21 protein-coding genes are annotated in these 24,766 nt (G+C 67.4%); 6 read left to right on the top strand and 15 right to left on the bottom strand.

What is annotated here, in order from left to right; all coding sequences use genetic code 11:
• Positions 1–2 precede the first annotated feature (2 nt).
• Genes ABD262_RS13600 through ABD262_RS13580 form a run of 5 tightly spaced genes read right to left on the bottom strand, consistent with a single transcriptional unit; the run spans position 3 to position 5,952 of the window.
• Positions 3–1,136, bottom strand: coding sequence for a LacI family DNA-binding transcriptional regulator (locus tag ABD262_RS13600; protein WP_344137037.1), 1,134 nt, complete (start codon positions 1,134–1,136; stop codon positions 3–5).
• Entirely contained in the window at positions 1,133–2,068 is a 936-nt protein-coding gene (locus ABD262_RS13595) for a carbohydrate ABC transporter permease (protein WP_344137034.1), read from the bottom strand. Before ABD262_RS13595 ends, ABD262_RS13600 begins: the two co-directional genes overlap by 4 nt.
• Complete coding sequence (locus ABD262_RS13590) at positions 2,065–2,946, bottom strand: carbohydrate ABC transporter permease (RefSeq protein ID WP_344137031.1); 882 nt, start codon at positions 2,944–2,946, stop codon at positions 2,065–2,067. The genes ABD262_RS13595 and ABD262_RS13590 overlap by 4 nt, the downstream gene beginning before the upstream one ends.
• Positions 2,947–3,001: 55 nt before the next feature.
• Positions 3,002–4,360, bottom strand: coding sequence for an ABC transporter substrate-binding protein (locus tag ABD262_RS13585; protein WP_425564872.1), 1,359 nt, complete (start codon positions 4,358–4,360; stop codon positions 3,002–3,004).
• Positions 4,357–5,952 (bottom strand): family 43 glycosylhydrolase, encoded by a 1,596-nt coding sequence (locus tag ABD262_RS13580; RefSeq protein WP_344137028.1) that lies wholly within the window; start codon positions 5,950–5,952, stop codon positions 4,357–4,359. The genes ABD262_RS13585 and ABD262_RS13580 overlap by 4 nt, the downstream gene beginning before the upstream one ends.
• 541 nt (positions 5,953–6,493) lie before the next feature.
• Here ABD262_RS13580 and ABD262_RS13575 point away from each other — a divergent pair.
• Positions 6,494–6,763 carry a DUF4242 domain-containing protein gene (locus ABD262_RS13575; RefSeq protein WP_344137025.1) on the top strand — a complete coding sequence of 90 codons (270 nt, stop codon included), beginning with the start codon at positions 6,494–6,496 and terminating at the stop codon, positions 6,761–6,763.
• A gap of 17 nt (positions 6,764–6,780) precedes the next feature.
• Here the strand turns inward: ABD262_RS13575 and ABD262_RS13570 are convergent, their stop codons facing one another.
• Positions 6,781–9,711 carry an ATP-binding protein gene (locus ABD262_RS13570; protein ID WP_344137022.1) on the bottom strand — a complete coding sequence of 977 codons (2,931 nt, stop codon included), beginning with the start codon at positions 9,709–9,711 and terminating at the stop codon, positions 6,781–6,783.
• 149 nt (positions 9,712–9,860) lie between these two features.
• Between ABD262_RS13570 and ABD262_RS13565 the strand changes: the two genes are divergently transcribed.
• The 4 genes from ABD262_RS13565 (at position 9,861) to ABD262_RS13550 (ending at position 13,748) form a co-directional block, all read left to right on the top strand.
• Positions 9,861–10,226 carry a cupin domain-containing protein gene (locus ABD262_RS13565; protein WP_344137019.1) on the top strand — a complete coding sequence of 122 codons (366 nt, stop codon included), beginning with the start codon at positions 9,861–9,863 and terminating at the stop codon, positions 10,224–10,226.
• 66 nt (positions 10,227–10,292) lie between these two features.
• Entirely contained in the window at positions 10,293–11,669 is a 1,377-nt protein-coding gene (locus tag ABD262_RS13560; protein ID WP_344137016.1) for an FAD-binding oxidoreductase, read from the top strand.
• A 140-nt stretch (positions 11,670–11,809) separates the two neighbouring features.
• Positions 11,810–12,706: a hypothetical protein gene (locus ABD262_RS13555; protein ID WP_344137013.1), complete on the top strand. Its 897-nt coding sequence runs from the start codon at positions 11,810–11,812 to the stop codon at positions 12,704–12,706.
• Positions 12,707–12,875: 169 nt separating this feature from the next.
• A complete protein-coding gene (locus ABD262_RS13550; RefSeq protein ID WP_344137011.1) occupies positions 12,876–13,748 on the top strand; it encodes a phosphatase PAP2 family protein in 873 nt (290 codons plus the stop codon).
• Between the two features lie 319 nt (positions 13,749–14,067).
• Here ABD262_RS13550 and ABD262_RS13545 read toward each other — a convergent pair whose 3' ends face one another.
• From ABD262_RS13545 to ABD262_RS13510, 8 genes are all read right to left on the bottom strand, one after another.
• The gene (locus ABD262_RS13545; protein WP_486352071.1) at positions 14,068–14,610 is read right to left on the bottom strand and encodes a PIN domain-containing protein; all 543 of its coding nucleotides are present in this window, start codon (positions 14,608–14,610) and stop codon (positions 14,068–14,070) included.
• Between the two features lie 28 nt (positions 14,611–14,638).
• Entirely contained in the window at positions 14,639–15,781 is a 1,143-nt protein-coding gene (locus ABD262_RS13540) for an ImmA/IrrE family metallo-endopeptidase (RefSeq protein ID WP_344137005.1), read from the bottom strand.
• A gap of 83 nt (positions 15,782–15,864) precedes the next feature.
• Positions 15,865–16,248, bottom strand: a complete 384-nt coding sequence (locus ABD262_RS13535) for a hypothetical protein (RefSeq protein WP_344137002.1) — start codon at positions 16,246–16,248, stop codon at positions 15,865–15,867.
• Positions 16,241–16,627, bottom strand: coding sequence for a hypothetical protein (locus tag ABD262_RS13530; RefSeq protein WP_344136999.1), 387 nt, complete (start codon positions 16,625–16,627; stop codon positions 16,241–16,243). Before ABD262_RS13530 ends, ABD262_RS13535 begins: the two co-directional genes overlap by 8 nt.
• 192 nt (positions 16,628–16,819) lie before the next feature.
• Positions 16,820–17,404, bottom strand: coding sequence for a hypothetical protein (locus ABD262_RS13525; RefSeq protein ID WP_344136997.1), 585 nt, complete (start codon positions 17,402–17,404; stop codon positions 16,820–16,822).
• Positions 17,405–17,431: 27 nt separating this feature from the next.
• Positions 17,432–17,923: a hypothetical protein gene (locus ABD262_RS13520; protein ID WP_344136994.1), complete on the bottom strand. Its 492-nt coding sequence runs from the start codon at positions 17,921–17,923 to the stop codon at positions 17,432–17,434.
• 259 nt (positions 17,924–18,182) lie between these two features.
• Complete coding sequence (locus tag ABD262_RS13515; protein ID WP_344136991.1) at positions 18,183–18,752, bottom strand: hypothetical protein; 570 nt, start codon at positions 18,750–18,752, stop codon at positions 18,183–18,185.
• 113 nt (positions 18,753–18,865) lie between these two features.
• Entirely contained in the window at positions 18,866–19,894 is a 1,029-nt protein-coding gene (locus ABD262_RS13510) for a nuclease-related domain-containing protein (RefSeq protein ID WP_344136987.1), read from the bottom strand.
• 205 nt (positions 19,895–20,099) lie between these two features.
• On the opposite strand from ABD262_RS13510, the gene ABD262_RS13505 reads away from it, so the two are divergent.
• Positions 20,100–20,414 carry a hypothetical protein gene (locus ABD262_RS13505; protein WP_344136985.1) on the top strand — a complete coding sequence of 105 codons (315 nt, stop codon included), beginning with the start codon at positions 20,100–20,102 and terminating at the stop codon, positions 20,412–20,414.
• A gap of 224 nt (positions 20,415–20,638) precedes the next feature.
• Here ABD262_RS13505 and ABD262_RS13500 read toward each other — a convergent pair whose 3' ends face one another.
• Positions 20,639–24,535, bottom strand: a complete 3,897-nt coding sequence (locus ABD262_RS13500) for a replicative DNA helicase (protein ID WP_425564871.1) — start codon at positions 24,533–24,535, stop codon at positions 20,639–20,641.
• Positions 24,536–24,766 lie beyond the last annotated feature (231 nt).

Below are 24,766 nucleotides of genomic sequence, written 5' to 3'. Positions count from 1 at the left end.
CCTCAGGAGTCCTGGACCGCGACGCTGCGAGGGTCGTGGACGCGAGTCGTCGGAGCCGTGACCGACGCACGGGCGACCGGCGGGCACTGAACGCGCAGCGGCCCCACGGCCGGGTAGTCCTCCACACCCATCAGGACCCGGACGCCGCGCACCCCCAGCTCGTAGTGCGGGAGGGCCACCGTCGACAGGGGTGGACGCAGGTGCGCCGCGATCACCTCCTGGTTGTCGAAGCCGACCACCGAGACGTCGTCGGGCACCGCGAGCCCGCGTTCACGCAGGGCGTCGTACACACCCATGGCGACCCGGTCGTTGTGGCAGCAGACACCGGTGACGCCCAGCTCGGCCAGCCGCTGGCCGGCGACGAACCCACCCTCCTGGTCGGGAGCGGTGTCGATGACGAGCTCGGGGTCGACCTCGAGCCCGGCCGCTGCCATGGCCTCGCGGTGACCCGCGATGCGCCCTCTGCGGGCCGGGGAGGGCGTCGTGGTGTTGAGGAACGCGATCCGTCGGTGGCCTGCAGCCAGGAGCAGCTCGGTGGCGGCGCGGGCACCCCCCACCTCGTCGGGCACGACGGCGCGGACTCCCTCGGCGGCATAGCAGTTCACCAGGACGTGGTCCACCTCGCTCAGCCCGACCGGGAGGGCCACCTCGCGGTGGTACCAGGTGGAGAAGAGGATGCCTTGGACCTGGTGGGCCAGCATCATGCCCAGCGCCTCGGCCTCGGCGTCGGCGTTGTCCTCGGTGTTGGCGATGAGGAGGGTGTAGCCGAGTCGCCAGGCCTCGTCCTGGGCTCCGCGGATGATCTGTCCTGCGAAGGGGGTCGTGGCGATCGAGTCCGCGACCAGGCCGATGAAGCTCGACTGACCCCTCACCAGGTTGGCCGCCGTGGCGTTGGGACGGTAGCCGAGTGCCGCCACGGCTTCGCGCACCCGTCGTCGGGCGTCCTCGCCGATCCGGGCGCCAGCCTTGTTGTTGATGACGTGGGACACCGTGGTGGTGGAGACGCCGGCCAGCCGACTGACGTCGCGCAACGTCACGCGGGCGCCCGCACCGCGGGGCGTCGGGGTGGTCGAGGTGGTCGACGTGGTCGACGTGGCATCGCCCGACGCCGCCATGGCGCCCTGCCCTTCACTCATCCCTTGGTCGCTCCGCTCTCGAGTCCGTACATCATCGCCCGGTTGAGGACGAGGAACACCAGCAACAGGGGAGTCACGGTGACACACACCGCCGCGAACGTCGCGGTCCAGTCGGTCTTGCCCATCGCCCCGATGTAGTTCTGCAACCCGAGGGGGACGGTCTTGAGCCCCTCGGACAGCACGAAGGTGTTGCCGAACACGAAGTCGTTCCAGATGAAGATGCTGTTGATCATGACGACGGTGACGATGGTGTTGACCGACATCGGGAGCGTGATCCTGGCGAAGATCGCAGTCGGTCCGGCTCCGTCGATGGAGGCGGCGTCGTAGACCTCCTGCGGGATGTACTGGAAGAAGGACATGAACAGGTAGAGCGACATCGGCAGGGAGAACCCGGCCAGCGGGATGACCATCGACAGGTGTGTGTCGAGCAGGCCGATGCGGGCGTAGTCGACGAAGAGCGGGACCAGGGCGATCTGGACCGGCACGATGATGCCGACGAGGAACACCACCCGGACCACCCGGCTCCCACGGAACCCGAGGACCTGGATCGCGTAGGCACCCATCATCCCGCAGACGACGATGAGCGCCGAGGCCCCGAGCGTGACGATGAGGCTGTTGACGATATTGCGCCCGAGGTCTCCCTGCTCGAACGCCCTGGCGAAGTTGTCGAGCGTGAACGACTGCGGCAGGCCGAAGGCGCCGTTCGACGCGAAGTCGGCGTCGTCGCGGACGGCCGTCAGGAAGATCCACACCAAGGGGTAGACCTGCACGACCAGGAGAGCTCCGAGGAGGACCCGGGAGACGACCCGGGCCGGTGTGAGCGGGCGACGTCGACGAGCGGGGATGCGCGAGGGCGTGCGGCCCGACGGAGGGACCCGGCCACCACGGGCCGGGGTCGGCTTGGCCAGCGTGTCGGTCGGCGACGAGGTCATTGCACGGCCTTCCGGTTGAGGAGGAGGTAGATGAGGCCGACGGCGACCAGGCACTCGAGCACGATGAAGACCGACATCGCACTGGCGTAGCCGTAGTTGGTGCTCGTGAAGGCGGTCTTGTACATGTACGTCGTCACGAGCTCCGAGGACTGCCCGGGTCCACCGTTGGTGAGCAGGTAGGGGATGTCGAAGCCGCGCAGGGCGAAGGTCGTGGCCATGATCGTCGTCGTCACCCAGACCGGCCGGATGTACGGGAACCGGATCTTCGTGAAGACCTGCCACGCGTTCGCGCCATCGAGCCGGGCGGCTTCCTCGAGCTCGCGGGGCACCGCCAGCAACGCGGCATACACGATGATCGTGTAGAGCCCCACGAACCGCCAGCCCTCCGGCGCGGAGACGGCGGCCAGGACGGTGTGGACGTCCGAGAGCCATGGACGGCTCAGCGACCCGAGGCCGACGCTGTCGAGGACCCCGTTGAGCAGCCCCACCGGGTCGTAGGAGTAGATCCGTTGGAACAGCAGGCCGATCGCCACGGTGGAGATGACTGCCGGCAGCAGGTACAGGACCTTGACGACCTCGCGGCCCCTGGTGATGGTCAGGAGCAGTGACGCCACCAGGAGGGCACCCCCGAGCTGCAGCACCAGGCAGACGGCCAGGTAACCGAGCTGGTTCGTGAAGGCGGTCCAGAAGGTCGGGTCGCCGGCGAACATGTGCCGGTAGTTCTCCAGTCCGACGAACTCCCGGTCACTGATGCCGTCCCACGAGAACAGGGAGAGGTAGACCGACTGCCCGATCGGCAGCAGCACGGCGCCGCCGAAGAGGAGCAGGGGTGGGAGCAGGAAGCCGACGACTGAGAGCCGGGAGCGGTAGGGAAGCACGGTGGTCTCCTTCCGGGTCGGTGGGTCGGGAGTCCCCGACCCACCGACAGCGGCCTTACTTGAAGTACTTCGGCGCGTTCTGGGCGAGCGTGGTGTCCATCGTGGAGATGAACTTGGCGGGCGTCACGTCACCTTGGACGAGGAGCACCAGCTCCTGCTGCAGCTTGGTGTTCGTCGTGGGGTCGAGCTGGGTGTCCCAGGGCATGGCCAGCTCGTCCCCGACCTTCTCCGCGGTCGAGATCGCCTTGGAGTAGAGGGGAGTCGCGTTGGCCGGCACCGTCACCGCGGTCGTGGTCGGTGCCAGCGCGCCGGACGCGGCGTACTGCTGCGGGTACTTGGTGAGGGCGAACTTGAGGAAGTCGCGGACCAACGGGTCGTACGTCTTGGTGTTCACCGCCATGCCGATCCCCGAAGGGGCGACGTAGTCGTTGTCCGCGGTCTTGGCGTTCGCGACCGTCGGGAGGGTGAAGAAGTCGACGTCGTCCCGCACTCCCTTGTCCAGCTTGTCGGTGGCGAGGCTGCCGAGCTCCCACGTACCCATGTTGTAGATCGCCGCCTTGCCAGAGGTGAAGAGGTTCTGCGCGTCGGTGTACCCGACGGAGGAGAAGCCCTTCTGGAAGCAGCCTGACGAGCCGAGCTCACCGAGCCACTTGGCCGCGGCGGCACCCGCGGGGTCACTGAACTTGGCCTCGCCCTTCTTGAGCTTGCCGACGTAGCCGGGGCCCTCGAGCCGGAACGGCTGGTAGGCCATGTAGCGCTCCAGCGGCCACTGCTCCTTGCCGGCGAGGGCGATCGGCGTGACTCCCGACTTCGCGAGGGCGGCGCAGACGGCCGGGAAGTCGTCGAGGGTCTTCGGGACATCGACGCCAGCCTTGGCGAAGAGCGCCTTGTTGTACCAGAAGTACTCGGCGCCGTACTCGAACGGCAGCAGGTAGAGCGAACCGTCGTCGAACCGCTGGTAGGCCAGCGCCGACGGCCGGTAGCTCTGGTCCAGGCCGATGTCCTTCAGCAGCTTCTCGGCATCGACCATCTGGCCCTGCTTGGCGAGCTTCTGGGCATAGGGGGTGGCGTCGGTGTCGAAGAACTCGGGCAGCTTCTTCGCGGCCGCCAGCGTCTCGAGCTTCTGGATGTATGACGGGCGGTCAGGGGTGGTGATGAAGTTCAGGGCGAAGCCGGGGTGCGTGGTGGCGTACTCGTCCGCAAGGCCCTTCATCACGGTGATGACGGAACCGTTGGCGGGACGGGACAGCAGCCACGAGATCTCCCGCGGCTTGATCTGGCCGGTGGGGTTGACGTCGCCCGGCGCGGTGCCGGTCGAGCCACCACCACAGGCGCTCAGGGCCAGCGCGGTGCCTACGGCAGCGGCCAGCAGCGAAGCAGTCATCTTCCTGCTACGCCCGGTGATCTTCTTCATGGTGCACTCCTTCGTGCAGCGGACCCCGTGGAGCCGGGGTCGGTCGTGGTGGAACGAGGGGGCAGAACGGATGTGTCGGGGAGGTCGGTGTCGTCAGTGCCATCGGTGTCGTCTGAGGAGGTGTCGTCGGTGAGGGTGGGGTCGGTGACCGGTGGGCGTCGGCTGAGGTTGACCTCGACCACCTCGAGACGCCCCTCCCCGACGAAGACACCCAGGCGTCCGCGCCGGTGGTCGTAGAGGGGCGTGCTGAGGGTCACGGCGCCGTCGAGGGTGAACACGGCGAGGTCGTCGTCGACGAGCGCCTCGATGACGTGCCGTCCGGGCGACAGGTCGGCGGGGCGCTCCAGCTCGATGATCTGGGGCACGTCGCCGGACACCTGCCACTGCGCTTCGCCGGTGGTCCGGCGCGGCCAGCGGTCGAGCACCATGCGTGACGCGTGGGGCTCGAGTCGCAGCACGTATCCGGTGTCGCCGTCGTCCGAGCAGCGGACCAGGAGACCGAACTCCCGGGTGCCGGGGTCGACGTCGAGGACCACCCTGGCGTGGAACTGGCTCGGGGTGTCGTGGTCGGAGACGGTGTCCACGTAGGAGTCCGGTGCCTCGAGCACCCCCTTGGCGAGCCCGAGCTGCGCGGACCGGTCCTCGCTGAACGTCTCGACCAGCTCGGCCGGTGGCCGGATGGCCAGGGTGCCGTCCTCGCGCTGCAGCGCCTCCAGGGTGGACAGGCTCCCGGCCCACTGCCAGGCACCGTCGTCGCGCTGGCCTGCGCGGCTGGCGATCCACCCGAAGAAGAACCGGCGCCCGTCGCGAGCCGCCGACTTCGCGGCATACCAGGCGCGTCCGTCGAGGGTGTCGTGCACGGGGACCTCCCACGGGCCCTCCGGGCTCCGGGCCATGCGGTAGCGCGTGACGAAGCGGTCGGAGAACTCGGAGTAGACGAGGTACCACCACTGCCCCCACTGGAAGACCTCGGGGCACTCGTGCGTGATGTAGCGACGCGGGTCCCAGAACGGCTGGGCCGGCTCCCAGGTCACCAGGTCGTCCGAGACGCAGCGGGCGATCACTCCGCGTCGCCGTTCGGGGCCGGTCTGGTGACGCGCCGCGAGGAGCATGTGCCAACGGCCGTCCGGGTGCCGGAAGACGAACGGGTCGCGCCAGTCCGAGGGCCGGTACCCGGGCGTGGCGCCGAAGGTGTCAGCCGGGTGCTTGGTCCAGGTCGTCATCCCGTCGTCGCTCGTGGCATGGGCGACGAGTTGCAACGGCAGCCCGTCGGACCCGAGGACGTCCGGGTTCTGGGCCGTGTAGAAGAGGTGGTGGCGACCGTGGTCGTCACGCACGATGCTGCCGGTGTAGCAGTTGTGGTCCTCGGCGCCCGGCTCGCTGCCGGTCGGCAGGGCCAGGCCGCGATCGGTGAGCGTCACGAGGTCGCGGGTGGTGACCAGGTGCCAGGGCATCCCCGCCGGCGGGTCGCCCCGTCGCTCGAGCAGGTAGTACAGCCAGAACTGGCCGTCCTGCTCGAACGGGATGACGTCTCCCACCCATCCGTCCTGCGGCCGGAAGAAGACCGGCTCGGTCGTGGTGCCCAACTCCATCGGCAAGCCTCACTCCATCGTGATTAAACGCTTGATCAGACGGTAGAGCCTCTCGGTGACCTTGGTCAAGCGTTTAACCAAACTTTGCACCACATCCGCTGCTGCGTGCGACAGCGGCGCCACAACCGCTGGACGGCATGGTGCGGAGGCCGGGCCTACCCAGAGGAGGGGGCACGGCGTACCTCGTTCGGCGCGGTCCTCGACCTCGGTCGTGCCCGACACCACGAGGCCGCGAAGTGCTCACGCGACGCGAGCACCGTCCGGGTCAGAAGCTGGTACGTCCGCCGATAGATGACATGGCGGGGCGCACGGCCCGCGAGGCACGGGTCGATCGATCATGCCAAGTTTGAGTGAATGCCCCTGGACGAACCCACCTGAACGATTCGACAGTGCCCGACCCGCCCACCTCAGAAGAGACTGAGATCGCGCGCCGGACTGGCACGGTTCACGTGGGCTGCCCAGCCGTCTATGTTGGAAAGGCTGACACTTCCGATCGGGGCCTTCCTGAGGAGGCTGGAGGCCAGTTATCGAGAGGACGCGGATGCCCGTATTCATGGTGGAGCGACAGTTCTCGGATCGATTGGAGGCCGCGGGAGAGACAGCCGCAGCCATCAATCGGATCAACGACGAGGCTGGGGTGCGCTGGCTCAAGTCCTTCCTGTCCTCCGACAAGCGCAAGACCTTCTGCCTGTACGAGGCCGACGACGTCGCGAGCATTCGCACGGCCGCGATCCGGGCGGGCCTCCCGGCCGATGCGATCATGGAACTGTCCGGGACGCTGGCTCCGGACGGCTCCTTCGCCCCGATGTAGCTCATCGAGGTGGGTGACTAGAGCAAGCCGTGTTCGACGGCGAAGATCGCAGCCTTGGTGCGGTTGAGTGATGCCGTCTTGAGCAGGATGCTACGCACGTGGTTGGCGGAGGTGTTGGCGCTGATGAACAGCCGCTCGCCGATCTCTCGGTTGGAGAGCCCCTCGGCGACCAGGCGGAGCACGTCGACCTCTCGTTCGGTCAGGCCGTTGGGTAGAGGTTCGCGCTGGACACGCGGAGCAGGCTCGGCATCGAGCTCTGTGAGGACTCGGCGGTGACCGATGCGCCGCGCCATGGCGCGTGCCTCCTCCGCGAGGCTTGCTGCTGTAGGGCACACCTGCCCGCGAGTCGGACCACCGGCGCGGGCGCGATGCCAGCTCCAGGCGGTGAGCGTCTCCACCTGGTGGGTGGCCGCACCCATCCGGCGGTCCATCTCCAAGGCACGCTCGAAGTACCGGTCGGCTGAGGGGTCGCCCAGCAGGGAGTCCAGCTGCCCAAGGTACCGATCTGCGGAGCCGAAGACTGCGGCATTGGCGCCGGCCATCAGGTTGCTGCCTGCGTACTCGGTCAGCAGTGGCCGGAGGCACGCCGCTGCGGTGACGTCGTCCAGCTTCGCGGCGGCCTCGGTCGCGAACGCCAATACCCCGGCCCACTGGGCCCCGGCGCGGTAGTCGTCCAGTCTGTCGGACAGGTACCTCAAGAGGCGGCCGGCTGGCTCGACCATGCCGAGCCCCGTGTACAGGGCTAAGAGGCCGGGCAACCACTGGTGTTCGAGACTCTCCTCACCGGTGATGAGCGGGCGGATCTGCTCGAGCCCACCAGTGACCCGGTGCAACATGAACTGCTGGAGGCCCCACGATCCCTCGGTGGCCCCGTCGAACTCATGGCTGAACTGGTCGTCGAGCCAGGCGGCGATGTGCGCTGCGCCCGCAAAGTCGCCAACTGCGTAGCGATGGGCGAACCGGGAGCAGCCGGAGACGTAGCGGAAGAATGGCTGCCCGCGGGACAGGGCGATCTCGGTCATGTCGCGCTGCGCGCTGCTCCACTCGGGCTCGTCGCCGACGATGTAGGCGAACGCACCCCGGTGGAATGCGGCCGGCCCCAAGTGGTCGTCGCTTCCCAGGCGCGTGGCGATCTCGTGCATCTCCAGGGCGCGGGCCAACAGCGCTGGGGCGAGCGCCGGGTTGAGGCCTTGCCACAGGGTCGCCCCGAGGGCATGCGCGGTGAGATGTTCGTCGGCGCTGAGGCGGGCCAGCCGCAGTGCCTCCTCCCCGAGTTCGCGGGCCTGCCTGCGGTCACCGGTGAACGAGGCCGCACGTCCCATGCTGGCCAGGGCATGGATGTTCAACGGGTCGTCATCGTCCAGGGAGGAGGCCTGCCGGGCCTTGCTGAGCATCTCCAGGGATCGCTGACCGTTCTCGGAGGGTCGCCATGACGCGTCCTCGTGACCAATGGCGGCCAGCAAACGCACCTTGGGGTCCCGGTCCGTGCTCAGTTGGTCGTAGATCTGGCGGGCGACCGGGAAGTGGCCGGCGTGCATGTGGCAGCGGGCTGCGGCGAACAGCAGCTCGCCCTGAGGCGGGCCGTCGACGACGTGCAGCTGCGCTGCCTGCTCGTAGAGCGTGGCTGCCTCACCGTGAGCGATGCCGCGGACGGCCTGTTGGGCCGCCATGACCAGGTAACGGACGGCCTTCTCCCCGTGCCCGAGTGCGCGGGCCTCGACGTAGTGGTGCGCGAGCTGCGCCATATTCGACGGGTCATCACCGGCCACGCGCGTCTCCAGGACCGCCGCGATGCGCCCGTGTGTACCCGCGAGATCGGTGGCTGCCATCTGGTCCAGCACTGCCTGCCGCACCAGCGAGTGGACGAAGCGGTAGCCGCCGGCTTCTGCGTCCGCAACCAGCAGTCCGGCCCGGACAGCGAGGTCGATGCCCTCAAGAACCATGTCCGCACCAAGATCACAGGCCGAGACCAGCAGGCTCGGGTCGACCATGTCCCCCGCGACCGCGGCCAGTTCGAGCACCCGTGTGTGGGCGAGGTCGAATGCGGCCAGCCGACGGGCCAGAGCGTCCTGCACCGAGCGCGGAGCCTTGGCACTTCCGAGCCGCAAGGCGTCGAGACCACCCCGCGACGCGAGGTCGTACCAGTACTCCTGGAGGAAGAACGGGTTTCCGCCGGTGTGGTCTCTCACCACCGGCGCGGCCGCTCGAGCGGACCGCGGCGATACCCGGGCCTCGCGCACCAGGTACTGGGCCACGTCCTCGGTGGTCAGCCCGACGAGGTCGATCCGGGCGACGCCGTCGAGGCGGTGCAGGTCTGCCAGGGCGAAGCTGACCGGGTCCGTGCGGTCCGGGGCGGTGGTGCGACGCGTCGCCAGGATGAGGAGTTGCTCACCCGCCGTCGACTCGACCAGATGGGACAACATCCCCAGTGTCGGCTCCGGGGCCCAGTGAAGGTCCTCGAGGACCAGCACGGCCGGCCCCTGCTCAACCACCGCCAGCAACACGCGCAGGACGGCGTCGAACAGGACCGGCTGGGAGTCACCGTCTCCCCGCTCGACACTAGCTGTTGGCCAGTGGCCCAAAGTGGCCTTGGTCAGTCGCAGGAGAGGGGCCGCAGCGTGGGTTGTGATGTCCCGCAAGGCTTGCGCCGGAGCTTGTTCCAGTGCCTGCTCGAGGATGGCGACAAAGGGTCTGTACGGGGTGTTGAACTCCTCGCGGCACGAACCCCAGAGCACCGCGGCGCCCTGCTCACGAAGAGCTGCGGCCGCCTCAACCACCAGCCGGGTCTTGCCGACGCCGGGCTCGCCGCCCACGAAGACGACCTGTCGACAGTCGTCCTCGACCGCGGCCCACACCGTCTCCAGGCGCTGCATCTCCGAACGGCGCCCGACGAAGGTGGTCCGACTTCTCGCGGGCCCGGTCGGTGAGCTCACCGAAGCAGGTTCCATTGTCCCTCGACTGTAGACCGATCCCGCGCCGGCCGAGATAGTCAGTTCTGACCCCCACCCCTGACCGAAGGGTCACATCAGGTCATGCGCCGCGAGCGGCGGCTCCGTAGCGTCGTTCACGACGACAATCACTGCGAAGGAGCATCTCCATGGCGACGCACATCAATGACCTGCCCATCGAGGTAGCGCAGGGCGACCTTGAGACGAGGTACGTCGAGCAAGGTGGCGGCATGGCTGTTCGGCATGTACGGATCCCGGCCGGGACTGACTTCGGCCCGGTGTTGAAGGGTCTTCCGAACGACCGCTGCCCCAGTCCCCATTGGGGGCTCGTGCTCGAGGGATCGGTCCAGCTCGAGCACGCAGACGGGAGCACCGAGACCGCGAGTGCCGGCGAGGTCTACTTCTGGCCTGCCGGACACACCGCCACGTCCGCCGAGGGCGCAGTGTTCATCGAGATCGGTCCCGTCGCCCCCATGCGCCAGTTCCATGACCACGCCCAGCAGTTGTTCAGCTGAGCCGGCCAGCCCACCACCCTCCCGACCCAATCCCAGAGCTGCAGCGAGAAGAAGAGGAAGAATCCCATGAGCGGCACTCCCGCACTCACGATCCTCGACGCGGTCCGCGGCGATGTCATCAGCGCCCGATCACAGGAGTACGACGAGGCGCGGTCTGTCTACAACGCGATGATCGACCGGCGCCCGCTCGCGATCGTCCGCGCGCTGAGTGTTGCGGACGTCCGCATCACCGTTGCGGCTGCCCGCGAAAGTGGCCTCCCACTGGCCATCCGCGGTGGCGCCCACAGCGTCCCGGGCTTTGGGACGGTCGACGACGGCATCGTGCTTGATCTGAGCGCCATGAAGGGAATTCGCATCGACCCGGCAAAGCGCATCGCTCGCGTGCAGGGCGGCTGCACCTGGGGTGACTTCGACCATGCGGCACACAGCTTCGGCCTCGCCACCACGGGCGGCATCATCTCCACCACGGGGGTTGCTGGGCTCACCCTCGGGGGCGGGATCGGCTACCTCGCTCGGGCACACGGGCTCTCCATAGACAACCTTCGGTCGGCCGACGTCGTCCTCGCCGACGGTAGCTTCGTGTCCGCCAACGAGACCGAGCACCCGGACCTGTTCTGGGCGCTGCGTGGCGGCGGCGGCAACTTCGGCGTGGTCACCGAGCTCGAGTTCGACCTCCACCCGGTGGACACCATCTACGGCGGGCCGATGTTCTTCGAGCTCGACGTCGCCGAGGAGCTGTTCAAGACGTACGCCGAGTGGATCGCCACGGCGCCACGAGCGATGGGCGCCTTCCCCGCCTTCCAGATCGCCCCACCTCTCCCGTTCATCCCCGAGGACCGCGTCGGCGATCCGCTGATGCTCTTGGTGTCGTGCTTCAACGGTCCGGACACGGACGCGGAGGCTCTGTTGGGCGAGCTGCGGACCGTCGGGACCCCTGTGGCCGAGCACGTTGGCCGGATGCCCTATCCCGCCCTGAACAGCGCCTTCGACGGTCTGCTGCCGAAGGGTCTCCAGCACTACTGGAAGGCCGCCTTCCTGCCTGAGCTGACCGACGGCGCCATCGCCGCCCACGTCGAACATGGCCCCAAGGTGCCTGCGATGCAGTCCACCATGCACCTCTACCCCATCGATGGCGCCGTCCACGATGTCGCGGCGGACGCGACCGCGTTCGCCTACCGTGACGCGAAGTTCGCCCCGGTGATCGCCGGGATGTGGCCTGACGCCGAAGACAACGAAGCCAATATCGATTGGGTGCGCGCGTACCACGGAGCGCTCGAGCCACACACCAGCGCGGGCGGCTACATCAACTTCATGTCCGAGGACGACCAGGGCCGCATCCGTGCCAACTACGGCGCCAACTACGACCGCCTGGCCTCGGTCAAGGCGACCTACGACCCCGCCAACCTCTTCCGGAACAACCAGAACATCGCGCCGGCCGAGTAATCCGCTCGACGGTAGAAGCCGTTGGTCCACCCGTTCACACCTCAGGGGTCGTCATGCGTGTCAATCTGTCCGACAACACAGCCAACTCGCTGAGGCGTGGGTTCAAGGTCATCGGGCCGCTCCCGACCCTCCCGCCCAGCATGAGCATCAACGAACGCCTGAGCCTTGACCAGTTCACCGTCTCCGACGCCTCGCCGGCTCCGTTCGAGGAGTTCCAGGTCACCTGGGCCATCAGCGCGGCATCCGCGAACGTTGATGTCGCCGACTACCAGTTCCGACTGAGGACGCACTACCAAATCCTCGACCCTGGGCTCCCGACCCAAGGCACGGTGAACACCGCCATCCGCGCCCGAACCCTCCTGAGCCTCCAGGCCAAGCACACCGGATCAGGTACCTGGCACACGCTCGGGCAGGCGATCAGCATGGGTCTCGACGAGTCGACGTGCACCTTTCGGGAGTTCCCCGGCGCCCTCTTGGACGAGCTCTTCAGCACGCAGGTCGAACAGCACCTGGCGGCCGCGCCCGAACTTTGGCTGGCTGGAGCAGGAGTGCAGCCCTCATGGCACACCACTCACGTGGAGTACAAGATCCCGATCACCATGGTGCTGGACAACTACTTCAACGGTGACCTGGACATCGTCTGGAAGCTCCATTTCGGGGTCGAGTACGACTCACGGCAGGAGTGCCAGCTCGACGTGTCGATCTCCTCGGCCGGGGCGGCCAACTTCTCTTGGTATGAGGACCTCCTGTCCCTCGGTTCCTCGGCAATCATCGCTGGGACCGTCGAGCGCCTGATGCCGGCGATCTTGCGCTGTGTCGTCAGGGACGCGGAGCGGGCCATCGCCTCGGGGCTCTGTGCCTACCTGGACGTAGGGAACTTCCTCGATGAGCACCGACTCCTCAGCGTGCAGATCCTGCCCTCGGGCAACATCAACACGCTGCGATTCGTCTTGTGCGAGCCTCCGGTCGGCCCCGCCGAGCGGACGCTCGCACCGAAACGAGACGTGGCGTTCGACCAACTGGATCGTATGCCGTAGCCGACCCCCTTCCCATGTACCCAAAGGACGGCGTGGATCGAGCCACTCATCGGTATGCCTCCGTCGTGAGGTCACGCGTCTGACCGCGATCCGCACGCTGACGGCGGATCGGGTGCAGGATGTTGATGTGGGAGTCGAACGCACGCGCGACGACAGAGGGGGTCCTCTCGTGCGAATCGCCCTGACCGGCTTCGCCTTCGCGATCGGATTCGCGCTCGTCTACTACGTGACGGTTCGCACGATCCAAGGTCGCCTCTTCGGGGACGCCTCCCTGCGGGGAGCCCTCCTGACGCGTTCGGCCCTGGCTGACGGCACCGACAGGGTGCTGAACGTGGTCTCGATTGCCTCGCTGCTGGGGACGGTCGCGCTGGTGGCCACGATCGCCCTGGTCCGGCTCGAGCGTGTTCAAGGACTGGCTGCCATTGGCCTCCTCGCCGGTGCGAACGTCTCGACCTTGATCTTGAAAGACCATCTGCTGGAGCGGCCGGACTTGGGGATCCGCGAGGTGTCACCGGCCACGCTCAACAGCCTTCCGAGCGGTCACACCACGGCTGTGATCTCTGCGTCGGCCGCGCTCCTGCTCGTCGTCCCCATGCGGTGGCGATACCCGACCGCCGTGGCCGGACTGGCAGCCGGGACCGTGACAGCCCTTGCCACCATGTCTGCCGGTTGGCACCGCGCCGGAGACTCGATCGCCGCATTCCTGCTCGTGGGACTGTGCACGACCATCGCCGCTGGTGTTGTGGTGATCGCCGACCCCCACTCCCATGACCGCACGAACTTTCGGTGGCCCCCGTCGACGCGGTGGCTGGCCGCGGTCGCCGCTGCCCTGCTCGCCCTGGGCCTCGCGTTGGGCGTGGCCCTCAACGTCGCGGCTCCGATCCGCGACGCGACCTTCGGCACCTGGATCGCGTTCGGGGTGGGCGGGCTGTTGATCACCGGGACCGGGATCCCAGCCATGGGGGCCATCCTCTACGCCCTGAGCCTCACGGACCCGCGTCGGTCGCCGAACAGCCGACCGGCGTCGCCACCGCGAGACTGACCTCAGTGAGGGGCGTCAAACCCTGCGCCCTTCCTTCCTCCTCCTCAGCAGGGGCCGAGTCGGCAACCGCGAGCAGACGCGCCGACGAGGGCTGTCGGGCAGTCCCCTACGCCCCGACCCTCGGCAGACCCCACGTCCTCCGGCGCACCGGTGCCCCACGGGATCGCTACACTCATGCGAGACGCTGCATCGGCGTGCGGACACTCTGAGCACAAGACATGACATGGCACGCGCCGATTGTGAAGCGACACGGAAGTGTCACCACTCGCGACACTGACTGTCACCAGTGACACCTCGTGTCACTTATCCACAGGTGCGGTCAGGTGCCTGTGATCCACCGGGTGAAGTCGGTGAGAGACCTGGCGCACGGCGGCCATCCGCGGTCGAAGGATTCGAGGCTTTGTGCGTCGGCGTGGGCCTCGGCCGTGGTGATAAGGCCCTTGCGATGAGCGACCTTCAACAGGTCCCAGGTGGTGATGACGGTGATCCCTGCACCGCGGGCGGCTGCCTGCGCTCCCTTGTCGTCAGTGATGAAGACGGCTTTGATGCCTCGGGAGGTGACGATGGCGATGGTTTCGGCTTCGCCGACGTGTTTGGTGGCGGCGTCGCCTGGTTTGCGCATCTGGTCGCGGAGATCGAACGTGCGGTCCCTTTCACGGTCTGTCGGGGTGAGGGGTTCGCCGAAGACGTCTCGGGCGTGGCGCAGGTCGGCTAGGCCGGGGACTCTGGCTGACTCGGCGCATTCTTGGGCCACGACTTCGCACCAGGCCCGGTCCGGGAGGAGTGTTCCCAGCAGTGACAGTCGGTTGATGTGTCCGAAGTTCACCAAGACGGTGTTGTCAGGGAAGAAGCAGAGGCTCACAGGTCGGCGAGTGGTTTGGGGGCGCGAGTCACAGGCCGAGGGCAGACATCAACTGGTCTGTCGTCATGGTTTCCGGGAGCGGTTCCTCGACTTCAACCTCGTCTGGGGTCACTTCGAGCAACCATGCGAGGGTGCCCTTGTTCAGGCGGCCTGCGGCGATCCCGTCGAGGTGTGCGGCGATCAACGCTTCGGGGATACGTCGCTCGGCGGCGGCATTGAACCGGTGGGTGATGGGGTCGATCACGGCGAACGGTGTTCCTGGGTACGTCATGACGGGGAGGGCTTCACGCTGGCGGCGCAGGAGCCGCATCGTGGATCCCGCGGGCCGAACGGTCAGGATGGCCGGTACGGGCAGGCCGAGGGTGCTGAGCCGGTTGGCGAGGGCTTCGGTTGATACGCCGTAGGCCCACAGGTGCCGGGCCAGGTCGGCTTCATCGCAAGCGGCCCAGTCGACGTTGCGGATCACTTGTTCGGGCAGGAGCAGTTCGCTCGCGAACCGGTTCGCGGGCGCTTCGTACTGGCTGTCTGCGTGCTTGCCGGTGACGTTGTGGTGCCGAAGGGCAAGGTGGGCGATCTCGTGAGCGAGCGACCAGTTGGAGCGGAACCAGTGCGGTTCGGACTTGAGCAGGATGACGCGACGCTCTCCAATCGTGAAGGAGTAGTCGGTCGACAGGTTCTGGATACGAATGACGTCGATCTTGAGCGCTTGTTCGGTTCGGTCGGCGAAGGTCTGCACGAACCCTTCTCCGAGGGCCCCCCGGATCTCGGCCGGGTCGGTAGGGAGCGCCTCAACCGGGTCGGTCCGCCACTGGCTGGCTTGCCGGTATGCCAGTGCCACACCATCGAGAGTTGCATCGTCCGCGGCAGCGTCAGGTCTGTGGTGGTCGCGCGTTTCAGCATCCCAGGTGTGCCGGGCGGCGATGCGCACACTGAGTGGGTCGGGTTCGCCGGTGATCAGCCAGTGGACGTCTTCGCTGAGGACGTCGGCCAGGCGGGCGATCTCCAAGGAGGAGAAGGCCCGGTTCCCGCTCATCGCTCGGGAGAACGCGTCAGGCTTCATGCCGATGTCGGCAGCGATGGACGCGTCCGTGGGCGTGGCCGTCTGGAAGGCGCGCCTGATTGCTGCGCGTACACGCTCCCCAACTAGGTTCGCCTGCTCTGTGGTGCTCATCGGTATGACCCTAACTGATGCTCTTGGGATTTTCCCAACAACAGGTGTATCGGTCGGCGCCGACAGTCTCTGAATCTCGGCCGTCAGTGTGGTCCTGCATTGTCGGTTGTCGAAGGGCACCGCTTCCCAGAGTCCCGAAGTTCCGCCGCGAGGCCGGGCAGGGCTTCGACCGCTGCTTGTTTGGAGCGGAAACGGCGGCGACCGATCCTGCGCCCGGACGGTTCGTCATAGACAACGACGCTCCACCCGAAGCGGAACACGAGCCGTCCCAGCACGTTCCAAGCAACCCCCGCGAGCACTACCGCAACATCGACGAGGTGAGCGCCGACGTCGTACTGCCAACCGATCACACCGGAGGGCTGGACGGTCACCGTGAAGCGGTCGCCTTCCGGGCCGCGGACGAGCACGGGGTCAGGCGTGCGCGGTCGGGACGTCACAACGTTACGTCCGGCGGTCTGGTCATTCATTGCTGAGCACCACGACGAGGTCACGGCCACCGATGGCTTTCCAGACGCTGCCTCGGTACGGCTGAGCACCGGGCGCGTCCGCGGGCGGTTCCCAGTCCTCCCCAGTGTCGAAGTCCGGCTCGACTTCTTTCCACAGGGCGGGAAGATCGGCGACTTCGAACCACTCAAGTCCTCCACCGCATTCGTGCACGGCGAATGGCACCTGCCCTCGCCGAACGAAGCGGTTCACCTCCTTGACCGGGAGGTCGTTCGAGTACGGCTCGTACTCGCGACCATCGGCGTCGAAAAGTCGCGCCCCGGTGGAGGTCCAGAGGTACCGCGGCGCCTTCTTGGGCGCATGGCGGCTGCTACCGGTCGGACGGTTGATCTTCTTGCTCATGGTGGGGCCTCCCTTTGGGAGCGTACGTGGGCGGCATGAGGTCGCGCAGGGTGCGCAATCCGGGCGACTATCTCGTCGATCCGAACCCCTGGCTCCACGTGTGCTTGTCTGAGTGGCTCCACGTCCTTGCGGGTCGGGTCGAGGTCCATCTGGGTTACCGTTCGTCCTCGACGATGTCGTGGGCTCATGTGTTCAACGGTCCTTGATCCCGATCAACCGGCGGAGCGCGTCGTTGTTACCTGCGGCGATGCACAGGGTGATCAACGCGAGCATGCCGAGGCCGATGGCTAGCCCTTTCTCCGGCTCTCGGGAGGTGGCGAGGCGTTTCATGTCCTGACGAGCCATCGCTCGGACGGTTCCGTCACCGTGGCGTAGATAGGTGACGTCGAGCGGGGCCAGGTAGCCGGTCCGGGCTGTGGGTGGTTGCCACCCCAGTCGCATGGGGCGAGAGTCGAAGTCGTCGGACTCGGGGATGCCCGTGAGTTCGACCTTGCCGAGGTCTGGCAGCGGTACCCGGACCGCGTCAGTTTCGTAGTAGTCGCCGCCGCGGCCTTGGAACTTGCCCACGTGGACCTCGGGGTCGGTCACGATTACCTGGACTCCGTGGGCGGCGACCTCACGGGCTTCCTTTCGGTCACCGAGGTCGGTAGGCACGAAACCGAAGCCGAGGAGCGCGAAGAACGACGCGACGAAGATAAGCGGCATCGTGGGGATGGCGCCGCGGCGTACCCAGCGGACCAACCGCTCGACATGGGACGGCTGGGGGGATCTATTCACACGCCCTCTTGGTGAACTCGTCCATCGTCACGGTGATGGGGCGACGCCTTCACTGGTCGGATCGTTGATGAGGACCTCACCGACGGCGAGCCGGTCCACGTCGCTGGCCTCGAAGTCGACCCCCGCCGCGTTGGTCACGTTGACCTCACTCCAGGCGAACAAGGAGTACACATGTCCGGGCTCGAAGTGCGATGGCGCAGGCTTCCAGATGTCCCAACCGTCCGGTGCTGTCGAGTCCTGGATCAGCCAGGCAGCCCGGTTCACCGGATGTGACGTCTCCCAGCGGCCGATGCGCTGGGAACGGTCGGTATTCGAGTCGCGGATCAGCAGGGCGCCTTGCAGGTCGTCGTCGGGGCAGGCGTTCCAGGCCCCTTCGAGCCCTCTGTCTGTGAGCATGAGCCCGGTGTTGCCCTTGATCTCGGGGCTGCAGGACGACAGGGCCAAGACAATGGCGTCCGTCGCGGCTAGACCCGCGCCGGTGTGGGCGCGTTGGCGCAGGCGACGGCGAGCGGTGCTCATGAGGTTGGTCCTGGCCGATGACGCCCACGGCGTGGTTCTCGGCCGGTCCAGATCAGCCAGCAAGTCACTGCTGCCATGACGAGCACGGCAGCGGTGACGAGCCCTGGGCTGTCGGTGGCCATGGAACCCACGACAAGGAAGCAGGCTGCGACGCCGATGCCTTCGCGTGCTCCAGTACGTGCGGACCGTATGGCCGGGTGCCAGGACGCTGCCACACAGAGGCAGAACAGGGCGACGACCCACCAAGGCACTCGGTCGATCACGTCTCCCATGAGTGCCCACTCGACTGGTGCTGCTTGCGGCGGCGGATCCTGCGCTGGGCTCGGTGCACTCCCCAGGCCTCTTTCACACAGGCAAGCACGGCGGCGATCACGGTCGTGACGAGCCCGACGATCCCTGCCATGCCGAGCCATTGCCCGGCGCTCTCGATCGGGTCGATGTAGATGTCGTCCTGCCCGAGCCCGGTGCGGCGGACCTCGACGAGGTCTCCGGGATGGTCGTCCCAGTCGGGGCAGTGGTTGATTCTGAACTCTGCAGGTAGCCCAGTGGGCGGGTCCGTCGAGCGGTAGGTCGTCTGTTCGCCGGGGGTGTCCGGCGTGAGGGCGCGGGGCCCGCACGTCTCCTTGGTGCCGGACGGCCCCTGCGAGATCACGACGGCGCGCTCTGTGGGTTTGTCGCGCACAGCGAAGTAGTCGAACCCCATGAACACCGCGGCGATGAGGAATGCACCGAGACCGAACAGCAGGCCCATCGCCATGGATGCCGACGCCAGCCCTCGGTAAGGAGGGTCGTTGTGGCTGGCCGCACGCTTACCCGATGCGGCACTCATGCGACCACGTGCTGTCCAGACCGCAGCCCGACCGCCCGCCTGACAGGCTCGTCTCGATCGGAGTCATGCACGCATCCTGACAGGCGAACTGGACTGGTCCGAGCACACAAGGTCTACCGCCACGTGGTGGATCGTCGAGCGACCTCGTAGATCGCCTCCATGGTGTCCGTGGAGAGGATGTCCCCGTGCCGCAGAAGCCATCTGGCGACCTGCATGCGCGGCGTGACGGAGACGCCCTCGGGCTGGCTCTTGATCACGACATCGCAGGCGTTAACCGTGACGATGACACCTTCGACGTGGACGGGGAACCCGCACATGTCGGTGAGGATGCTGGCGGCCCGCTGGGCTTCGTGCCGGGCGTTGCGGATGTAGGGCTGCTTCGTGCCGTTGACCATGAAGGTGTTGCCGCCGACCCAGATCTTGGCGTTGGGGTGGTGCTTGGCGTTTGCGGTGAAGACGCCGCCGGGGCCGATGATGATGTGGTCGATGTCCGAGCCGCGGTTGCCGACGGGAACGGCGTGCAGGAAGCGCCATCGCGGGTCTTTCTTGGCGACCTTCGCGAGTTGGGCGGCGACCTTCTCTTCGCCGTCCGCGCCGATACGCCAGGCCCGCTCGTTGGTGTGGACGCCGAGGACGCGCGCGAGCACGGCTTTGACGGGGGCTGAGTCGCGGGCGGCTTGGGCTCGCTCGCGGGCTTCGGCTCCGGCGGTGTTGGTGGCCAGGTCGACCCAAGGGCGCACCAGTTCACCTGCCGGGACGGGTACGGGCGCGTCCACAACGAGGGTCGGAACCGGTTGGGCGAGGTCGCTGCCGTCCTTCTGCTCGTCAGCAGGTGCGCTCAGGACGGCCGGGTCGCCGTCTGGCATGTCGGCGTCGGGGATGCGGGGTGACTCTGGTTCATCGCCATCCTCGGCGGCGAGCGTCGGCGCCGAAGCGGTGGCGCCTTCCACCACCAGCGCGACGGCCTCGGAACCGTTGTCCCCAAGGCATGCCGACGACTTCCAGTTGGCGATGGTCGCCAGCAGGGTCTGTTCGCACTCGGGCGACTCGGGGTGGGCCGTCTCCGTAACGAGGTCCCAGACCCGACCTTGGTCCCGTCCGGGGTTTCGACGTAGAGGCGGTCCTTGCCGTACCGGCGCCACCTGGTCACCACGAGGTCCTGACCGCTCACGCACAGATCATCGACGGGTGCACCGGATCGCTGCAGGGATTTCGCCACATTACGGCACGGACTAGTGGGCCGAGGCCCCTGCCCGGCGGGTATCGCCGTGCCCACTTTTCTGGGCACGTCTGCACTTTTTCTGCACACCGGGAGCGGCGCCGGGACCGGCACGGCACCAGTCGAAGGTGGTGCAGTGCGCGTCCCGCATACCCGTAGCCGGCGCGAAGGTCGTCGCGGGCTTGCAAGATCAGTCGGAAAGCGCGGCCATCGTCGCCGAGGGCCAGGGCGTCGTTGACGAGCCGGGCTGTGTCGTCTGGAGTCATGCGACCGGCGTGGCGCGCGGCGCCTACCAAGCCATGACAGGAGCCGACGTCCTACCCCGCCGCGTCGGCCACCGACGCCACCTCGTCATAGGACGGCTGGCCAACCTCGGCATCGTCACCGGCCACAAAGCAACCCCGACCCTGACCGAAGCGGCGAAAGAGGCCTTCCCCACCTAAGCTGCGACCGAATCAGCAAACGCCTCGACCCACCTTGGGTCGGGGCGTTCTTGCTGCCCGCTGTGGACAAACGACACGAGGTGTCACCGGTGACACTCCATGTCACTTATCCACAATCACCGGTGACACTCATACGTCGCGACAAGCGACACTTCCGTGTCGTCAGCGGTGACACTCGATGTCGCGAGTGGTGACACTGCGGTGTCGCTACACAACGCGATCGGTCAGAAGCCGTCGCGGGCCATGTTGGCGAAGCGCGAGTAGTGGCCCTGGAAGGCCAGCACGATGTCCTTGGTCGGACCGTTACGGTGCTTGGCCACGATCACGTCGGCCTCGCCCTCGCGACCGGGGTCGGCCTTGTCGCGGTGGAGCAGGATGACCATGTCGGCGTCCTGCTCGATCGAGTTGTGCACGGCGATGCCATTGGCGATGAAGTTGTGACAGTCGAGCACCGTCGCGTCGTAGACCTCCTCGACACCATCCAGCTCGACGGAGACGACGCTGTCCCAGAAGACGTCGTTCACAGCCATCAGCTCGAGGTCGGCGTCTCCGAGCACCTCCGCCACCCGGGACAGCCGCTCCCGCGACGGAGCACTCGCGTAGAGAGCCGAGCCGCAATAGGTGGTGCCCAGCCCCGCCTGGAACGCGCGGGTGGTGACGCCAGCCTCCGACATCGACGCTCGGACCTCGTTCCACACCTGCTTCGGCACGGTGTCCACGTTGGTGTTGGCCTTGGTGGTGCGGACGATCTCCAGCAGACGCGCAGCGGCCACGCCGCGCTCGCCGTGGACGCCGATCTCCTGGAGGAACCTGCGCTGGCTGTCGACTCCTGAGATGTCAATGGTGTAGCCGTTGCGGTATCCCGCCTTCTTCGTCACGCGGGTGCGGGTCTGGATGCCGAAACGCAGCAAGAGGCGTGACACGTCGTCCACCAGGCGCCGCGACGTGGAGGCGTAGTAGATCCGACCACCACGGTCGTCCTTGCGCACGGTGACCGAACCGTCCGTTGCCCACAGGTGCCGGAGGAACAGCGCGATCTGCTCCTTGCTCACCGAGAAGATGTCCTCCGGAACGAACTTCTCGTGCGACCGCAGGCCGAAGAGCCCCAGGCCGTCGAGCCACTCGGCGATCGGGTTGCGCTTGCCGTGCGTGAGGTGGAATGGCGACCGCAGGCGCAGGGTCGTGCACCGCGCCGCCGCGTGGTCGTCTCGAACCGCAGCCACCCCGAACGTCAGGGCAGCCTTGGTCACTGCGTCGAGGTTGGCTTCGTCGATGCTGGCGTACCGGAGCGGCTGACGCTTGACGAACGAACCGTCGCCGATCAGGTGGGCAAGCAGGATCACCTGCGGGTTGGTCCACTCGGCCAGCTGACGCGGTGACGGAACGTGACGCGGCACAGCGACGCGGTCACCGGTGCGCAGCGACGCCAACGGCTCCCAGCCGGCATACGTGAGGAAGGGATGGTTCTCGGTGGCACGCACGGTCTTGCCCGACGCCAAGGTGAGCCGGAAGACGGGCGCCATCCCCGTGGAGAAGGCGTGCGTCATCAGGCGCTTCGTGTAGCGGAGCCCGTCATCGAGCGACCAGACCTCGATGTCGCGGACGTTGTCCGCCGCGAGCTGACCGATCGTCGTCTCCGCCCCGGTGTCGGCGCGGAGGATCCGGGTCTCGGCCGGCAGGCAGCCCGACTCACGCAGGTCGGACATCTGCGGCCGCTTGTCGGTGCGCTGCTCGGGCCCACGGTTCAGCTGGCTGATCGCGATGACCGGGACCTCGAGCTCCTTGGCGAGCAGCTTGAGCGCACGCGAGAACTCCGAGACCTCCTGCTGGCGCGACTCGACCTTCTTGCCCGAGCTCATCAGCTGGAGGTAGTCGATGACGACGAGCTTGAGGTTGTGCTGCTGTTTGAGGCGCCGGCACTTGGCGCGGATCTCCATGAGCGACATGTTGGGTGAGTCGTCGATGAACAGCGGGGAGTCGGTGATCTGACCCATGATGCGCGCGAGCTTCTTCCAGCCCGCGTCGCCGATCGTGCCCTTGCGCAGGTCCTGGAGCTGGATCTGGGCCTCGGCGGACAGCACACGCATGGTGATCTCGGAGCGGCTCATCTCGAGCGAGAAGACGGCGGTGGCCATCTTGTGCTTGATCGCGGCGGCTCGGGCGATGTCGAGACCCATCGTGGAGTTGTGGGTCGCGATCATCGACTCGCCCGCGAGGAAGAGGTGGTCCTCATTGTCGACCTGGATGCACCTCACCGGCACCGACTCGATCGGGCGCACGCTCGTCACGAACCGTGCGTTCCGCCGGTGGAACTGTCGCTGACGCAGTTCCTTGTGCCGCATCTTCTTGCGCGCCAAGCCGAAAACATCCTCGTCAGCGCTGAAAGTCAGGATGATGGCAGTCGAGCTCTGCGGTGAGCGACCCGCCACGACCTTGCGACTCCGGCCGCACCGGTAGCCAAGGCTCACGATCAGCTCGTAGACATCGCGCCCAAGGACCTCGTTCGTCGTCGTGAACTGTGCGCAGCCGCCCGTGGTCACGGTGCCGTCAGTGTCGAGCAGGCCTGCCAGCAGGGCGCGTCGCTGTCGCTCGCTACCTCGCAGGTACTCCGTCGGAATGTGCTTGTTCCCCAGGACCCCGATCTGGCGCAGCAAGGCGCGCACCGTGCCGTGGTCGTTGTGGCATTCCTGACAGCGTCGAAGGCCCACCGACGGACGCCCGCAGTCAGGACAGGTCGGAGCCGGCATTGGCTCGCTGCACTTGGCGCGGCCACCGCAGGACCGACCGCAGCTCTTGACCTGGCTGGTGGCCGGCGTGAACTCCACACCGCAGACGACGCAGAGCCGGCTGGCGATCCCTTCGGACGGTAGGCGGAGGGAATAGCGGTACTTGCCCGACGTCGGCGTGACCGTCAGTCCCTCCGCCTCGAGGAGCACGACCATCTCCGTGTCCGCACTGGTCAACACGGCGGCGTCGGCTGACCCATCGCCGAGCCATGCGCCCAGGACGTACGGCGGCAGGACGAAAGGCCGCTCGGGCAGCCGCAGCGGAGCCGCCAGACGGATCGAGTGGTTGAGGCGCTGCTCTGCGGTGTCAGTCCGCAATGTCGCGGCGATCTCCATGGTGGTTCGCACAGCCGGGAGCGACCGCTGGGTCCTCGTGCCGTTCCGCTGATCACGGGCGGCCTGCTCGGACTTGCGCGACGCGCGGGTGTCGGTCAGCCACTGGTGCTCGGCGTCAGCGACGATCACCGAGCCGTCGGAGAACTCGACCTCGAAGCACGGCCTCCCCGACATCACCTCCGTCGCAGCGGTCACGAGGGTCGGGCGACCCTGAGCATCGAGGAGCGCGTCGCCGACACGGATGTCGCCCATCGTCGTCCAGCCGCGGGGGGTGGGGAGCGGCGTGTCGAGCGCCAAGGCCTTGCCGACGGCCGGTCGGGCGGCGAGGACGATCATCTGGCCGGGGTGCAGGCCGTGGGTGAGCTCGTCGAGCTCGATGAAGCCGGTCGGCACCCCGATCATCTCGTCGGTGCGCCCGGCGGCCACCTCGATCTCGTTGAGGGTCTCCTCGAGGATGTCGCCGAGGACGTGGTAGTCCTCACCGCCGCGCTTGTCGGCGACCGCATAGACCTCGGCCTGGGCCGCGTTGACGATGTCCTCGACGTCGCCGTTGCCCTGCTGGTAGCCGAGCTGCACGATGCGCGTGCCGGCCTCGACCAGCCGCCGCAGCACGGCCCGCTCGCTGACGATCTCGGCGTAGTAGCCGGCGTTCGCGGCCGTGGGGACGGCCTGGATGAGGGTGTGCAGGTAGGCCTGGCCGCCCACCCGCTGCAGGTCGCCGCGCTTGGACAGCTCGTCGGAGACGGTGATCGCGTCGGCGGGCTCACCGCGACCGTAGAGGTCGAGGATCGCGTCGTAGATGAGCTCGTGGGCCGGGCGGTAGAAGTCGGTGCCGCGCAGGCCCTCGACGCAGTCGGCGATGGCGTCCTTGGACAGCAGCATGCCGCCGAGGACGGACTGCTCGGCGTGCACGTCCTGCGGCGGAACCCGCTCGTCACTCGGCGGCGGACCATCGCCACCGGTGCCGAACGCGCTCGTGCTCAGCTCCGCAAGAGACACTCGGGCAACTCCCCTGTCACAACTCACCGACGCCACCTGCGCCGTCCGACGGCCACCGGCGACGAACTCCACCTGTGTGATTCGAGTACACCAGTCGGCACCGACAGAACTGCGCCGACACCACGGGACCCGTGCTCGGCACAACGTATGGCTGCCGGACCCCCAGCTCAAACCAGCCCTGTGGAAAGGCTGGGGACAAGGTGTGCGCAACGCCCGGATGCCTTGTGCACA

It is taken from the genome of Pedococcus bigeumensis, from assembly GCF_039531795.1.
Lineage (GTDB): Bacteria > Actinomycetota > Actinomycetes > Actinomycetales > Dermatophilaceae > Pedococcus > Pedococcus bigeumensis.
The sequence above is the reverse complement of the archived record's forward strand: the minus strand, read 5'-3'. Positions and strand labels throughout refer to the sequence as shown.